Source organism: Candidatus Latescibacterota bacterium, from assembly GCA_019038625.1.
Lineage (GTDB): Bacteria > Krumholzibacteriota > Krumholzibacteriia > Krumholzibacteriales > Krumholzibacteriaceae > JAGLYV01.
Map to the genome: position 1 here is coordinate 1 of JAHOYU010000200.1, position 16,100 is coordinate 16,100.

A 16,100-nucleotide genomic window follows, 5' to 3' on the forward strand; every position below is an offset into this window, starting at 1 on the left:
AAATAGCGGGATGATCCTCGAGACCGACCATGTCAGAAATATCGTATATGCTTCCCCGCGCTATGCCCGGGAGGTCTTTTATTCTGATGACAACTGCGCGACATGGACAACATTGCCGATATTGCCGGGGGAATATTCGCACTATACCTCCGATTTATTGGTCGATGGGGAAAGCACCCTGTATCTGTTCGCGAGAGATATCCTGTTGAAGTATCCGGTCAATGAAGGAGAGTGGGTCGATATCACTCCTGAACATGACGGTTTAAACATGAGTCATTTTATGCTCGGTGAGGATGGCAGTCTGTATATGGTCTTGTGGGAAGGACGCGTTTTATGGTCGGGTGACGGAGGGGGAAGCTGGCAGGTAAAGGACTGGAATACGGCTGGAATGTACCTACTCATGATCTTTTCGAACAGAAACTGTCTTTTCCTCGTGGATGGAAATTATTCCTCGTTCCTGTGTCGATCGTGCGATGAAGGAATTAGCTGGCAGAGTGCGGGGCGGTTGGATGTCCATATTCAGGACCTGCTGGTAGACTCGTCGGGGGGAATGATCGGTTTCACCGGGATCCGTCTGCACAGAAGGGGTGAAGCAGACGATATGTGGACCTATATCTGGACATACATGGATGGAGGATGCTGGCAGGATAGTCATCCAAACTCGGTACTGACAGGTCTCTGTCCTGATGGTGACATCCTGGTCTCATACTGCGGACTTACAAGAATTCCCGGTGAAGGAGGCCCGGGATATAGAATGATGGGAGAGGATACACTGGTGATCTCGATAGAGATCGATCCAGCGGGAATGATATTTCTGGCAACGGATAATGGAGTCATGAGGTCTATGGACTATGGTGACTCCTGGGAAACAATCCTGCCCGAGCTGACAAATGTGCTGGAGTTGGAAGCGAATGCTGACAGTACCGTATATATTGCCACGGAAAATGGCCTCCTGATCTCGGAGGATTACGGCAGCACGTGGGAGACATTGATCGATTCCACTGTGGTGAACTCGATCACATCGGACTCGGACGGATCGATATACGCTGGAGTCGAGGGTGGCATCATGTTTTCAGCGGACAGGGGCAGGAACTGGGAGATGATCAGGTTCGAAGGTTATCTCGAGACTCCCAGAACTCTGGAGATGTCATCAGGGGGACGTGTAGTCGCCCTGACCAATTACAGGAGGCTGTATCTGATCGAGAAAGGATGCGCCGACCATCGAGTGATCTTCTCCGAACTCCCTTCTGGAATCAGCATCCTGATAGGTGAAGACGGATATCTCTATTACTTTGTGAGTCAGATATTCCGATATTCTGTGCCGGTCGACATGCTTTAGACCTGAACAGGTGATGCCTCAATGGGCATCGACGCGGGGCTCCATCCGACGCCTATTCTTCTTCATCCATCTTCTCAAGGATATCTATCCAGGCCTTCATCGTATCTTCATCGGGATCAGCGAGGATCGCTTTCTGAACATTTTCAGCCTCGTGGGCCCGCAAAGCTTTCAGGATGGCAGAAGCGCACACTTCCCTGTTCAGGCCTGCCGCTTCGGGGAAGAATCCCGGGATAGCCAGTGTCTCGCTGCCAAGTTCCTCGGCCATCCGTAGAGCTTCAGAGATGGACTCTATCAAACGTTTTTCCGTGACCGCGCCCTGCCCGCCGGTCAGCACATGGATGATTTTACCCGTAGCCAGTCTGCCCGAAGTAGTGGTGATCACGCCCTGAGCATTTTCTTTAATACCTGTCTTGAGCTCTTCTTCTACTTCATCCCCCGCTTCTCCCCTGATGACGAGAGCAGTCCCTGTCCTCATCGAGCCGTCTTCCGGGACGGGACAGATGATCGCGTCGGAGAAAACGTCAGTAACATTCGCCTGCCTGACGGAAATGCCTGTATCCCCGATAGCAGTGAGATATTTATTCTCGTCCATCGCGATTCCGGCGAGGATCACTTCCGGCCTCTTTTTAAAATCTGATATGATGGTCGTTCCTGTCTTTCCGGCATGCAGGGCAGCGCTGATTACTTCATCGGGTGATATCTCTCCATGATCCCAGGCAAGGAGCTTGTCGGACAGTGGGGAGAGTAGATCATGACATTTACGAATCTTGATATTTTCTATGAACTGTGTTTTTCTTTCGTCTCTTTCATTGTCGATATTCCAGAACATTTTATTCCTCCCTTTTCTGTTGTTATGGTTATAACGTAGTTTGACACAGTTGTCATACGGATAAGTTCGGTCTTTATAGAATCTGGCTGTTGTTGTAGAATCCCTGTTCCGGAGCCGGCTTTCTCCAGTGGTGGCGAAGCAAAAGCTTTACGATAGCCGGCAGGACGATCAGATATATTTATTTATTCCCTGAAAGGAGCATCATGATACGAGGAATGATCAGAAACAACTGGCACGCTGCCCTTGTCCTTGTAGCGCTGGCCGCGTTGGTAGTGGTATCTACCGTTCCTGCTTCGGCTGAGGGCGAAAGTCCATGGACCCCGAAAGACATCTGGAAACTGAAGAGGGTCGGAGACAACCAGGTCTCGCCCGACGGAAAATGGATAGCCTATGTCGTGTCGGTCACCGATTACGAAGAGAACAGCGGAAATTCCGATATCTGGATAATATCATCGGAGGGCGGTGAACCGAAGAGGCTCACTACAAGTCCAAAAAGTGACAATCATCCGAGGTGGTCACCCTGTGGGACAAAGATCGCCTTTCTCTCGGGCAGGGAAGGTTCACGCCAGGTCTACATCATTCCCGTAAATGGTGGTGAGGCGATGAGGGTGACCGATTTCCCGGGGGGAGTCGGAGAACTGGAATGGCTTCCCGACGGCAGCGGATTCATATTTACCGGCCGGGTATATCCCGATTGTCCCGACCTTGACTGTGTAAAGGAAAGAGACGAAGCAAAAGAAGAGAGAAAGGTCTCGGCCATAGTCCACAGGACTCTCATGTATCGGCACTGGGACACATATGAAGACGGTAAGGCGCAGCATATATTCAGGGTCGGAGTCGAGGGGGGCGACCCTGTCGATCTCACTCCCGGGCTTGAGTTCGACGCGCTCACATACTGGCTCGCATCGGCCGGCAGAGATTTCGACATCAGTCCGGACGGGAGCACGGTCTATTTCGCGGGAAAACAGGAAAAGGACCAGGCGGTCTCCTACAATGAGGAGATATGGGCGGTATCGACCGCAGGTGGTGAGATAAGGCAGATCACTTCGAACCCGGCAGCCGACAGTCATCCTCGTATATCTCCTTCAGGCAAGTATCTTGCGTGGCGTGCGACACGCCGGCCCGGTTACGAGTCGGACAGGTACGAGTTGATGGTGATGGCCCTTCCCTCCGGCGAACTGGTCAGCCTCACAGCAGGTTTTGACAGGAGTGTGGGCGCCTTCTTCTGGAGTCATGATGGGAAGAAACTCTTTTTCCAGATCGAGGATACGAGCGATATCAATCTGATGAGTGTTCCCGCAAAGGGTGGAAAGATTTCTACAGTGATAGGCCGTGAAAACTCTGGCAGGGGATATCATCTCGGTGTAGATCCCGGACCGAAAGACAAGTTCTTCACCTATCTTTACCGCACGATGGAGCACTACTATGAGATCTTCAGGTGCGATAGTAAGGGTAAAAAGGTCAGAAAACTTACCGGTGTGAACGATGAAGTCTACGCGGAACACCATTTCCCCACAGCCGAAGAGGTCTGGTTCGATGGAGCCGGGGGAACAAAGATACATGGATTTCTCATCAAGCCGATGAATTTCGATCCCACGAAGAAATATCCGATGCTGGTCAGGATCCATGGAGGACCCCAGCAGATGTTCGGGTTTGCATACAGGACCGAGTTCGCGATGTTCTCGGGCGCGGACTACGCGGTCTTCTTCTGCAATCCACGTGGTTCAACAGGGTATGGGCAGGAGATATGCGATGGTATCAACTATGATTGGGGTGGCAAGGTAATTCAGGATATCAGAAACGGTGTCCGCCATGTTCTTGAAAACAACGAATGGATCGATCCTGCCGCGGTCGGTGCCTGGGGAGGCTCCTTCGGCGGTTTTGTCTGCAACTGGTTCCAGGGGCACAATGAAGACGGCATGTTCTCCGTGCTTGTCTCTCACGCTGGAGAGGCCGACCAGTGGAGTTCATACGGAAGCACCGAGGAGTTGTGGTTTCCGGAATGGGAATTCGGCGGGACCCCCTGGGACACCCCAGAGCTGACCGACGAGCTGTCGCCGATCCGGTACGCGAACAATTTTTCGACTCCACACCTGATCATCCATGGCGAACTGGACTACAGGGTGCCGATCACGGGGGGAGAGCAGATGTTCACGGCTCTCCAGAGACTCGGTGTGCCGTCGAAGATGATAAGGTATCCGGATGAAGACCACTGGATACTCCAACCCCACAATGCCCGGTTCTGGTACGCGTCGATACTCGACTGGTTCGAGCAATGGTTGCGGCGGGACGGAGAGGAAATGCCGATAGAGGACTTTGAGGATCTATAGGTCTTTCAGGTGGAGCCGGAAATATTGATTGCGGCAAAAGGGGTATCTATCGGGATCTGTCGAGTGTGTCGAGGGCCATGCGAGCTCCCTTGTTCGACGGGTCGAGTCGGAGGGCCTCGGTAAAAGCATCGCGGGCCAGATGTCGTTCGCCCTTGCCCGCGTATACAATGCCCAGGCGCGTGTAATGGCCCGCTTCACCCGCCGCGGTATCCTTCGCGACAGTCGTGTTGACCAGGCGTACAAGCAGAAAGAGGGCGGCCAGCATAAGTACCAGCTCTGTCCAGCGCCTGTCCCTGAAAAGTTTCAACAGTCCGGTCATAGATGCCGCCGCAAGGGGGACCAGGAATACGACGACCGGGAGACGGTATCTTGCCAGCACATAGAACGCCAGAGCGGCAGCGAGGTAGGTGAGTATCCCTCCGTAGAGCGGCCATAGCCTGCCTGCTCTTTCCCTGGAAAGAAAAATGCCGAGCAGACCCAGTGGCGCGATGAGTCCGAAAGTCAATAGAGGGAGGGACAAAATGCCCCCGAATCTTCTGTGAAACGTCAGGCTTTCGACATTCGCCCGTTCGTAGTCGTTCCAGAAAAAAAGTGTCTTCTGCCAGAGAAGATGGAAGAAACTGCCCGGATTATCCATGTCATGTCGGACACCCTTCCTCAGCCAGAACGACGACACCTCGCTTGCTGACAGCTTTTTCCCAGACTCCGATTCGGCTATAGAGTGCATCCTGGTCTGCTGTACCTCAGGTGTGCCTCCCAGCGATCGTCCCCGATATCCGGGGATCGAATAAAAACCGTTAGCTTTCGGGTTGTTACCGATATACATGTTGATGCCACCCCCGGTCGTCAGGGGGATGAACTCACCCGAGACTATCGAATTTCTGATGGTGAGTGGGGCGACTGCCAGGATGAGGCCCGCGAACATCAATATGCTCCGGCCGACATAAGAGCTTATGTTGAATCGGGGATGGGACTTATTCATCCTGATAGCCAGATGGATGAAGGCGAAAGGCAGAAGCAGAAGCGCTACGGGCTTGGCGACTACGGACAGGCCAAGAACGAATCCCGCCAGCAGGAGTCTTGGTCTTCCCGGATATCCCGACTCCGGCACGAGGAGGAATACGAACAATGTATTCAGAAACAGTATCAGTGTCGCTGGAACCAACACACTTTCGTAAAAGATCGCTGGCAGGTAAAGGGCCATGATCAGACCGGACAGGATACCAGCTGTCGATGACCGGAAAAGCCGCCGGGTCGAGGTTATCATCAGCGCGCAGGTCAGCGTCCCCAGTATGGCATGGACAGCTCTGACAGCGGTGAGACCCGGTCCGGCGATGCGATAGATGACAGAGATAAACCATGGGAATAGTGGCGCCTGCATCAGCCTGGTAGGGACATCTTCGCCGCCCCATACCAGGAATTTTGCCCACTGATCGTATATAGCGGCATCCAGGGTAAGATCCCCGGCAAGCGGATCGAGCTTTGCGGTGAAGATGACATGAAGGACCCTGACAGCCAGGGCCAGGAATATGACTGCAGCGGCAAGGAAGGATTCGTTTACAAATATTTTATTCTGATATTTGTTTTTCACCGGCCTCTTTTCGGGCTAGCCTGGAAAATCTTCTTCGATGATATTTTCTATCATCCGTTCATCCTCGTTTTGTCTGATAAGCGACAAGACATGCTCGAATTCTGTCTTTACATCTTCTTCGAAACACTCGACCATATTCTTCGTTCGCTTACCGCTGTTTATCCTCGTGAACCTCAGGCGCCGCAGAAGAGATTCATATGACTTGTCCGATGTGTAGGCTGACAGGGTATATCTGGCTACGAACTCTCCGCACTCTGCGCATTCGATGTAGACACGGATCTTTTCGCCCTTGCAGAAATACATATTGTTTTTGGTCGACGTAGAGTCGCATCCGGGGCAACGTTCCGTCCTCGCGCTTTCACTCGATGTAGTCCTGTCTTTTTCCATTTCACCCCTTCTTCCGGTGAAAAACCGTCTCCTGTCATTAGAACAGGAAGTAAATAAACAATGTTATAAACACTGTTGAAATGGCGGTGATTATCGAGCCACCCTTAATCATGTCTCTTATCTGAACGTAGCCCGAACCGTAGGCGATAGCGTTCGGTGGAGTGCTTATAGGAAGTATCATGGCTGCTGAGGCTGCGATTGCTACCGTGACCGCGCTGGTCTCCGGTGCTACGGCGGCTATTCCTGTCACTATCGGCATCAGCAGGTTGGCAGTCGCGCTGTTGGATATGAACGTAGTCATCACTGCCGCCGCGACAGCGAATATCAACAGTATGAGGAATATCTCCATTCCCGCGAAGGGAATCAAGCCGACGATCCAGTCGGCGAGGCCGCTCTGTTTCATGGCCACTCCCAGGCTCATTCCGCCCCCGATTATGAAAAGGATCCCCCAGCCCATTTCCTTCAGGTCATCATCGCCGAGAAGGCCCAGCCCGAAGAATACGACGAGAGGAATGATGGCTACGATCGATGAGGGTATCCCATGGATACCTCCGGTCAGCCAGAGGAGGACGACGACGGCGAAGACGACAAGGATGAAAATCGATTTATGGTCCAGCTTCTCTTCGTCCACTGGAATCGACATGTTTATATTTTTGACCCCTGCCGGGAAGAGCCGGCAGAGCAGGATCCAGCATATGGTGAGTAATACTATTACCACCGGAATACCCCGGAGCATCCAGCCGGCGAAAGACATCCCGCGGCCCATCTGTTCGAGGATGCCCATCGCTATCGCATTTGGCGGTGTGCCTATGGGTGTCCCAATCCCTCCGATATTTGCGGCGAAGGGTATGCCAAGAATGATCGCTTTTCTGAAAGGTTCCTCATGCGGAATGGATTTGATGACGGGAATGGCTACGGCGATCATCAGCGCGGTGGTAGCCGTATTGGACATCCACATGGAAAGAAATGCAGTTGTGATCATCATGCCGAGAAGGACGCGAGAGGGCCTTGTCCCGACATGGCGGAGGATGGATCTGGATATCCTTTCGTCCAGACCGTACCTTTTGACGGCGCTGGCCATCACGAATCCCCCCAGGAAGAGCAGGACGACCGACCCGAAGAACGGGGTCAGGAACATGGTGTAGCCACTTTTATCCAGCCCCAGAGGACCTCCGAACCTGCCGAGAAAGACCACTTCCAGGAAGACGATGATAAAAGATGTGACATAAAGCGGAAAGGGTTCGATTATCCAGAGGAGGGCTGCCGTAGTGAAGATGCCGAAAGTAATCCGCCCCGCATCACTCAGCCCGTCAGGGCGAATGAGAGTGACGGCGTATCCGGCAGCCAGGGCGATCGACAGGATAATGAGTGTTTTGATGTTCTTCTGTGTCAGGATCTCGAAACTCATTGTTTTTCTCCAGGAGTTTCTACCTGCTTTTTTCTGGCAGGGCGGTAGATCCATTTGAAGGCTGTCCACGCAAGAAAGGCGAGCGAGGCACCTATGATCATTCCCGCAAGGACGTCAAGAGGCCAGTGGACGCCGATATAGATCCGGGAATAGGATACGGCAAATGCTATTACCAGCAGATATATAAGACTCTTTCTGTAGACCAGTCCGAGAAACAGCATGGCCCCTGTCATGTTGGCCGCGTGATTGGACGGAAAGGAGAATGACGATTTATAGCTTCGAACTACTTCCATGGGGGTGGTTATCCATCCTTCTATGCCATGCCAGAGGTGGACTCCGCCCAGGACTTCGCAAGGTCTCATCCGTCCTACAAGCGGTTTAATGAGGGAAGCGCAAAGCTGGTCCGTTGCCGCGACGAGCGGGATCATCATAAGGGCTGCCCACCGGCCTTTTGCCTTGCCGAAGATCATCAGCGCAACCCAAACGAGGACAAGAACGATCCTCCACTTTCTGAAGTCGGTGACGATCGGCATCAACAGGTCGAAGAATGGGTTTACCGCTTTTCCGTTGAGGAGCCGGAAGGCGCCCAGGTCGGGCGCGTCGACGTCACCTGTCTCCGTTGCTGATGACGGAACCGGGAGAAATGTCATCATGACAAGTGCTGCCGAAACATATATCAATATCCTGAAATTCATCGTTCGAATATTGCATCATTTTTCGGAAAAAACAAGGGCTGTTCCCTGGTAGTCGCCGCCGCCGGGTCAGACACAAAGGGAATCATATGCTGAGCTGACTATATCGCAGGATACGTCCCAGCTGTACATCGGAGCGGATGCTGCCGCTCGAGAGGCCAGCGAATGACGCAACCCCTGATCCTCAATGATCATTCTCAGGGCGGCTGCCAGTGCTTCGGAATCAGAACAATCAACACATATGCCTGCATCCACAGCGACCTCCTGACAGCAACCTGCATCTGTAGTGACGACGGGAAGACCGCAGGCCATTGCTTCAAGAAGAGCTTTCGGGAATCCCTCTGACACAGAGGACATCACATAGATCGAGCTTTCTCCCAGAAGTTTAACCAGCTGGTCATGATCCAGTCTTCCCGGCATCCTGACTTTTCCCGTCAGGCCTGCTTCCTCGATCTGATTTTCAAGCTCATCTCTCAGCGGGCCCTCTCCGGCTATGACGAGATCGTACTGAGTGTCGGTGAGTGTGGAGAAAGCATCAATAAGGTATTTGTACCCTTTCTGCCAGCGCAGATTGCCGACTGCGACGACCTGTTTTTTTCGGGAAAGCCCCAGGTCCCTGAATTTGTCCAGATCCACTCCATTCGGTGTGTAGATGATCCTGGAATGAGGCAGGAAGCTCTGGAGGTCAGCTCGCATCGAGAGAGACACATGGAAGAACAGGTCTACAAGGCGGGGAAGGACCCATTTTAGAAAAGGATTCTTTTTTATCCTCAACAGGTCGGACCCATGGAATGTCATGCATATTTTTGATCTCAATATGAAACGGGCCCAGGCGGCATGAAGCAGGTAGAGGGGAGAATGTATATGAAGTATGTCCGGGTGGAAGCGGGTCATCGGGTTTATCGATACGAGCAGGAACTTCAGGAGCCCAAAGATCTTTTTCAGGGCCACGCCCGCGTTCAGCCTCTCCGAAAACGCCGGACTTGAGTAATCGATCATCCTGAGGTCGATATGGTCACCGACAGGGAGGGGGTCGGCTGTCTTCCGTGTGAGGAATAACGTCGGGTTCTCCATAGCCTTGCAGAGCTGATATCCGGGAAGTCCGACGCCTTGTGAATCGATTGACGGAAATGAAGCGATGCGGCAGATCTTCAGCATATTCTCGGCAGGATCTTTCAATAGTAATTAGCCCTCCGGGGGATCTTTCCCCGATAGATCGTGTACCCTATTCTTCCAAGGGAGAATGATAACAGCACGATAGCATACGCGGGGATCAGATACGCCCTGATGTCCGTTCCGAAGATCCGTTCCACGATAAGGGCGAGGATGTACACGTTCAGGAACGACTGAATACTTGTGATGTGTCCGATTGACAGAACAAACTTCTTTGCGATCCCGGGGAGTCCGCTTTTCTCCTGGCCCTGGCGGCCTTCCTCGATCTCGTCTCTTTCCGAGCTGCCGAAATTGGCTCTGAACCAGCAGTCGACGCCGGCCCTGTTCAGGGTCACGCCCATCATCAGGACAGCTCCAGATGCGAGTGCCACGCTCCATCCCGAATCCATCCAGTATCTGAAAGGAATGGAAAAGCAGATGATGTTATATACGAAATAGTGAGTGATGAAATCTAGATAGGCGCCTATGGGGCTGAAGGTCTGCCGGTAGCGCGCTACTTCTCCATCGCTCACATCGACGATAACATGGAGTCTGAAGAGAAGGTATCCTGCCACGGCCCAGTAGAGTCCCGGGCCGAGAAATGCCAGTGCGCCCACGATGCCGAGCGCGGTGAACAGATACGTGACCTGATTCGCGGACATCTTCATCAGGAGGAACAATCTTGTGAAATATATTGAGACCCTCGCGGCCAGCATCATGGTCCTTCGATTGTCTTCGTCATTGTCACGTCTGCATATATCTCTGAGCTGGGCGATAGATTCCATATTGCTCCCCTATACGTTGACTATGTCGGCTGCGTATTTTTCGATATGTTGTCTTATAAAGGACAGGTCCGAATGAAAATCGATTTCGGCCCAGTCATCCTCCGAGCATTCGAAGTAATTCACCGGGTATCCCCTGTCCATTATCTCCTGCAGTGCGGCCAGGTAGAAGATGTTCATGTTCTCCTTATTCCGGACCATCTTCTCCATCGTCTCGGATATGATCATGTGTCCCTTGTTTCGGAAGAAGATCATACCGATCGATTCGCCGTTGGCATCTTCTGACGGGATCTTTTTGTTTACTCTGAACACCCTGTTTTCTCCGGTCACTACCTTCATGTCGTCTTCGTCGTAATTCTCTTTCCGGTCGATGACCATGGTGATGTCGTTTCGTGATTCGATCAGGCCTGACAGCACATGGGGTTTGAAGACGTCATCACCGTTTACCAGGACGAAGTTTTCGTTTGTCTGCCTGATAGCCATCCACGCGGAAATAAGGTTGTTGCTGGTAGCGAAGAAAGGATTGTAACAGATCGAGATCGACATATCTTCGTAGCCGAGTACTTTCGCTTCTATCTGTTCGGTCTTGTATCCCGTCACGATCGTGACGTCCATGATTCCTGCCAGCGCTATATGGTCCAGCTGGCTTTCCAGTACGGTCTTGCCTCCGCCTACTTCGAGCAGGCTTTTCGGGCTGTTTTTCGTGAGAGGGTAAAGGCGCTCCCCCATACCAGCCGCCAGAATGATCACTCTCATGATTTCGGGTTCCACCATCAGACAGCCTCGTGTTCGAGACGTGTCTCTACTGCCGGAACCACACCCCCTTCCGGTTTGTCGATATACTCTCTGAACCAGATCTCAAGGTTCATAAGCATCCAGAGTTTCAATGCGGTATTGTGGTCCTCGACTTTCTCACTCCCTATGATCTTTTCGATCGCCGGGACATTGAATATGCCCCTCGAGTATGTTCGTCGGTCGAGGAGTATCTCTTTTATGAAGTTCATGTACCTTCCACCGAGCCACTTGTTGAGGGGCACGGGAAAGCCCATCTTTTTTCTTGTGATGACCTCTTCGGGAAGGCTGCCGGTGAAAGCTTTTTTCAGGATATACTTGGGTGTATCGAATACTTCGCTGATCTCATCGCTTGACATATAGGCTGCCATCACCCTGTGGACATCGCTTTTCCATCTTATCTTGTGATGAAAAGGTATGTTGAAGACATATTCGATAAGTTCGTGGTCTACGAATGGGACCCGGGCCTCGACCGATGTCGCCATCGTCGTCATGTCGACTCTCATAAGGAGATTCTCAAGATGTATCTTCTGGAAGACATAGAGCAGCTTCTCGTAATGCGATAATCCCTCTGCTGTCTTGAACTGGTCGGCGAAGACTTTCATTACCCGCGAATCATTGTCGATGTTGTCGAGGAGCTCTCTTGAGAGTAGCCTTTCCTTGTCGAGCATACTCATCCAATGGTATTTCCTGGTGAAATGATCCAGCTCGTCAAGAAAACTGCCGGCACCATATATCTGTCTGATCTTCGAAAGGAGCTGTTCCCTGTATTCAGGCAGGATCGTCTTGTCGTTTTCAAGAAACCTGGACCTTTCGAAGTCGAACGGACTTCTGAATATGCGTCCGTAACCGGCGAACAGTTCGTCCGCACCTTCGCCAGAGAGAACTACGGTGATATCCTTTTTCAGTTCCCTCGACATTATATGAAGTGGGACCTCGTTGGCTACGGCAAGGGGTGCGTCCTTGTATCTGATGAGTTCCGGTATCATGTCCGTATAGTCCCTGTCATCGATGATGATCTCTTTGTGATCCGTGCCATACATATCCGCGACAGCCCGGGCAAAGCCACGCTCGTTGAAATCTTCTTCAGGAAATCCGACCGTGTAGGTCTTGATCGGTTCGTTGCTCATTTGGGCCATCAGGGATACGATTATGGAGCTGTCCAGGCCTCCACTCAGGTAGGCGCCGATCGGCACGTCACTGATCATCCGGCGTTTGACGGATTTCTTCATCAGCGCGCTGATTTTCTTTATGTAGTGTTCTTCTCCCTGGTCCCGCCCGCCTGGTTTGAAGGGGATATCCCAGTACTGTTCCCTGGAAATATATCCATTTTCACAGACCATAAGGTGGCCAGGCGAAAGTTTCTCGATGTCTTTAAACAGGGTCCTGTCGCCCGGGACGCATCTGTAGCCGAGATAGCTTGATATCGACTCGGGATCAGCCTGGCGTTTGAATTTGGGATGAGCCAGGATCGATTTGACCTCCGAGGCAAAGAGCAGAGTATTGTCGACGACGGCTGTATAGAGTGGTTTGATGCCCAGACGGTCTCTGGCAAGCATCAGCCTGTTTCTGCTGGAGTCCCAGATCGCGATGGCGAACATCCCGTTGAATTGTTCGAGGCACTTTGTTCCCCATTGGCGATAGGAGGCCAGTATGACTTCAGTGTCAGAATTTGTTTGAAAGGAATGTCCTGAAGCCTTCAGTTTTTTCCTCAGTTCGCGGAAATTATAGATCTCTCCGTTGAATGCTATAGTGACGGTCCCGTCGGGAGTGGTCATCGGCTGGCCGCCAGTTTTGAGATCTATTATCGACAGCCTCCTGTGACCGAGACCTGTCCTTCCCTCGATAAAATAGCCAGAGTCGTCAGGCCCGCGATGGGTGAGGAGATCAGTCATCCTCCTCAACAGGACCGGGTCGACTTTTCTTCTGGATTCAAAATGAAATATACCTGCTATTCCACACATCTGATTCTCTTTCCGGTCCGGAGTGTTCCAATCCGGTACAACCGGGAGGACGTGACGGGCGCCTGGTGGCGCCCATCAACCGGACGCTATTAAATGGGCACCGGTTCTGAAATGGTGCCACTTACTGTTTCTTCGGAAATCAGGAACGGGACTTTAGTCTTTTAATGGCATGGGACTTTGGTAACAGGATTTTCATTCCTGGAGCGTGAAAGGGGGACTTAAGTCTTGATGGACCTATGATCTGCTCGATATATGTTTGTCAGCGTGTGGCAATTCGATGAGCCTGCTCGAAATTTCGAACCCGCCGATAATCGAATATAAGGCAGAACCCCTTATCTCAAACGGTAGTTCGACGAGTCTCGGTGGTGAAGCAGCGTTAAGACGGACGTCTTTTAGAAAATCTCCGCTTTCCTGGATCGATTCAGGTAGGGTAGAGATGAATATGAAGTCCATCAGCTGAACGGCCTCTTCGGGATGAAGGACACACATGACAGGCCGTCCGGGATCCTCGGCCCGTACGAGACGGAACGGGGGCTGTTTTCGGGTGAGCAGTTTCCCGATCTTCAGGTACGCGAAGGTGTTGGTTGTCTGAAAGGCCGGGACGAAGATACTGTATCTGTCATGGTTTTCGATCTTGTCGAGCAGGAAGGTCAGTTCACTTCCCGATGGGACTTTCCGGGCCTGGCTGATCCCGTGCAGGAGTTCCGCCCTTTTGCTGGCTACATCTACACCGGTCAGTTCATTCACCAGCTCGTCGAAATCGCCTGTTTCATGGGTTATCTCCGTTGTGGACAATGTGGCAGACAGCGATTGCAGATTTGTTACCGATTGCTCCACATTGTTTCTGAGAAGGTGTGGATCGATCAGGATCACCCAGAATGGCAGAAGCAGGGTCTCGGCTTCGGAATCCTCAGGCGCGGGAGATCTGAATACCTGCAGGGGTTCAAGGCCGGTGCCGGTAATGATCCAGTACCGGAAACAGGTCTCGCACTGGAAAGTGATATAACGTCCCATGACGGGAAGCTCAGTGCCGCAATGTCCGCATCTCAGATGCCTGACTGTGAATTCTCCACTCATATCACAACTCTCCTCCGAACCAAGTTTCCAGTCTGCCTTTTATCCAGTTCAGTGGATGGATGAATGTTCCATTGTGAAACGCGTCGAAAGTATACAATCCCACCAGGGTGATAGGGATAAGAGGCGGCCAGGTCAAGCCCATGATTGCCGCTGCCGCCGGGACATAGACCATGCTCCTGAAATCTATATGCTTTCGTTTCGGATGGTTGCCTCGGATGATCCTTCCATCGTTTCCGTCAACTGTGATCGAATAGATGATTTCCCTGTGACGGTATCGCATTATGTATATCGGATAATAGTACAGTGAGAAATCATTGTCGAAGATCCTGAACCTGCTTGCACGTACGATCGATCCAGTCGGAGTGGTAAGGCTCGACAGGTATTTGAACCCATTTTTTTCGGCGATCTTTCTGGGTTTCATCGGCAGGGCTATATTCACTTTCTTTTTCAGGTCGTGATCGAATTTGTCCCAGTCCAGGCTGCTTGCCTTGAGCGAGATGCCTTGAAGGCCGAGATGCCTCACCGAACAGGCGGGTGTCGACCAGTCGATCTTTTTGAATACAAGTTTGGAGAATGGGGTCCTCTCTTCCACAGTTTTATAATTGATATTTACGCCATGAGCAGAGGGTGTGGGGACTTCGATCTGTCTCCTTGTGACCTTTTCGCCGCAGACCCAACCGACCAGCCTGCCGTTCATCCGCCAGAAAGGAACGTTGATCAGTTGTATGTCAAGGATGGAGGCATGCCTGGCTTTTACCCGGCCATTGGTCTTTTCTCCGAGGTAATGAAGGGCTTCAAGGCGGGCCTTTCCGGCCGAGATCTTTGGCGGGAGATAGAACCCACGGACTCCCTTGGGGCGCATGATGTAAAGAGCCGAACCACAGTATCGACACTTTATACTCTTTTCGCCTTCATGGACTCTGATCGATCCTCCGCACTCGGGACAAGTAACACCGAATGTCTCGCTGGAGAGTTGTTCGGGAGTACCCCCGGAGCCTTCATCGGGTGATTCATCTATCTCCATCGTTTCAAGAGTGTCGATGGTCCCGATCCCATCATTCATTTCCCATCACCCTTTCGCGGATGCTGAATATCGCATATGCGATGGTCGAAACGATGATGATCAATCCGACGCGGCTGCCCCATCCACCCATGAAGCGGCCCGCGATCAGGAATCCGGCAAATAGTGATCCTGCCACTATCATGTTGGGGATGCTGAGTGGTGCCGGCATACCGGGCGGGAATTCTTTTGCCAGGACGAGCAAGCTTTCACCCACGACAAGAGCTTTGAATTTTCTTCCTACCGCCCGGTATCTTATCCTGTACACAGGCAGATGAAGGGTTTTGTGGGCATCGGCCGGAGTTTCTCTGGCAGAGTATACCTTTTCTTTTGAGGCCAGGGACTCATCGAAGAAAGAATAGTTCCCTGCCGGAGGAAATGGGATGGGCATCGCCCATGACGGGGCACCAGGGGCGGGCATCGTATGCATCTTTCCCCTGTCACTTTCAATCATCACGAACGGGATATATGAAAATTCTATTTTCATATCCTTCGGTCGTGCCAGGTTTTTTTCTGTCAGCAGCGATCTCAGCGCTTTTCCGGCGGTTTTGTCATTTCGCTCATGGGGCAGAAATAGATGCTCCGCTCCGCCCTGTTTTTCGACAGCAAGCGATGATCCGCAATACTCGCAGAAGAGCATCTCCTGTCCGGGATGAATTTCGTTTTCACCGCCACAGAGGCTGCACTGGACCTTCAT

The 16,100-nt window shown here is 52.0% G+C and carries 14 protein-coding genes; 2 read left to right on the plus strand and 12 right to left on the minus strand.

The genetic code is table 11. The features are described from left to right. A partial coding sequence (locus tag KOO63_13830) for a hypothetical protein (GenBank protein MBU8922891.1) occupies positions 1–1,339 on the plus strand: 1,339 nt, incomplete at its 5' end. A gap of 52 nt (positions 1,340–1,391) precedes the next feature. Here the strand turns inward: KOO63_13830 and KOO63_13835 are convergent. Further along, positions 1,392–2,168 (minus strand): macro domain-containing protein, encoded by a 777-nt coding sequence (locus KOO63_13835; GenBank protein ID MBU8922892.1) that lies wholly within the window; start codon positions 2,166–2,168, stop codon positions 1,392–1,394. A gap of 203 nt (positions 2,169–2,371) precedes the next feature. Between KOO63_13835 and KOO63_13840 the strand changes: the two genes are divergently transcribed. Next, on the plus strand, positions 2,372–4,498 hold the full coding sequence (locus tag KOO63_13840; GenBank protein MBU8922893.1) for a S9 family peptidase: 2,127 nt from the start codon (positions 2,372–2,374) through the stop codon (positions 4,496–4,498). Between the two features lie 46 nt (positions 4,499–4,544). On the opposite strand, the gene KOO63_13845 is transcribed toward KOO63_13840, so the two are convergent. The 11 genes from KOO63_13845 to KOO63_13895 form a co-directional block, all read right to left on the minus strand. Continuing rightward, on the minus strand, positions 4,545–6,089 hold the full coding sequence (locus KOO63_13845; protein MBU8922894.1) for a glycosyltransferase family 39 protein: 1,545 nt from the start codon (positions 6,087–6,089) through the stop codon (positions 4,545–4,547). 15 nt (positions 6,090–6,104) lie between these two features. Next, positions 6,105–6,476, minus strand: coding sequence for a hypothetical protein (locus KOO63_13850; protein ID MBU8922895.1), 372 nt, complete (start codon positions 6,474–6,476; stop codon positions 6,105–6,107). A 37-nt stretch (positions 6,477–6,513) separates the two neighbouring features. Then, complete coding sequence (locus KOO63_13855; protein MBU8922896.1) at positions 6,514–7,884, minus strand: DASS family sodium-coupled anion symporter; 1,371 nt, start codon at positions 7,882–7,884, stop codon at positions 6,514–6,516. Then, complete coding sequence (locus KOO63_13860) at positions 7,881–8,579, minus strand: phosphatase PAP2 family protein (GenBank protein MBU8922897.1); 699 nt, start codon at positions 8,577–8,579, stop codon at positions 7,881–7,883. The genes KOO63_13855 and KOO63_13860 overlap by 4 nt, the downstream gene beginning before the upstream one ends. Before the next feature lie 66 nt (positions 8,580–8,645). Beyond that, a complete protein-coding gene (locus KOO63_13865; GenBank protein ID MBU8922898.1) occupies positions 8,646–9,755 on the minus strand; it encodes a glycosyltransferase family 4 protein in 1,110 nt (369 codons plus the stop codon). Continuing rightward, complete coding sequence (locus KOO63_13870) at positions 9,752–10,513, minus strand: CDP-alcohol phosphatidyltransferase family protein (GenBank protein ID MBU8922899.1); 762 nt, start codon at positions 10,511–10,513, stop codon at positions 9,752–9,754. The genes KOO63_13865 and KOO63_13870 overlap by 4 nt, the downstream gene beginning before the upstream one ends. A gap of 9 nt (positions 10,514–10,522) precedes the next feature. After that, entirely contained in the window at positions 10,523–11,284 is a 762-nt protein-coding gene (locus tag KOO63_13875) for a phosphocholine cytidylyltransferase family protein (protein ID MBU8922900.1), read from the minus strand. Beyond that, entirely contained in the window at positions 11,284–13,266 is a 1,983-nt protein-coding gene (gene asnB / locus KOO63_13880; GenBank protein MBU8922901.1) for an asparagine synthase (glutamine-hydrolyzing), read from the minus strand. Before asnB ends, KOO63_13875 begins: the two co-directional genes overlap by 1 nt. A gap of 234 nt (positions 13,267–13,500) precedes the next feature. Beyond that, the gene (locus KOO63_13885; protein ID MBU8922902.1) at positions 13,501–14,343 is read right to left on the minus strand and encodes a hypothetical protein; all 843 of its coding nucleotides are present in this window, start codon (positions 14,341–14,343) and stop codon (positions 13,501–13,503) included. A gap of 1 nt (position 14,344) precedes the next feature. Next, positions 14,345–15,406 (minus strand): hypothetical protein, encoded by a 1,062-nt coding sequence (locus KOO63_13890; protein MBU8922903.1) that lies wholly within the window; start codon positions 15,404–15,406, stop codon positions 14,345–14,347. Continuing rightward, positions 15,399–16,100 carry a hypothetical protein gene (locus KOO63_13895; GenBank protein MBU8922904.1) on the minus strand — a complete coding sequence of 234 codons (702 nt, stop codon included), beginning with the start codon at positions 16,098–16,100 and terminating at the stop codon, positions 15,399–15,401. Before KOO63_13895 ends, KOO63_13890 begins: the two co-directional genes overlap by 8 nt.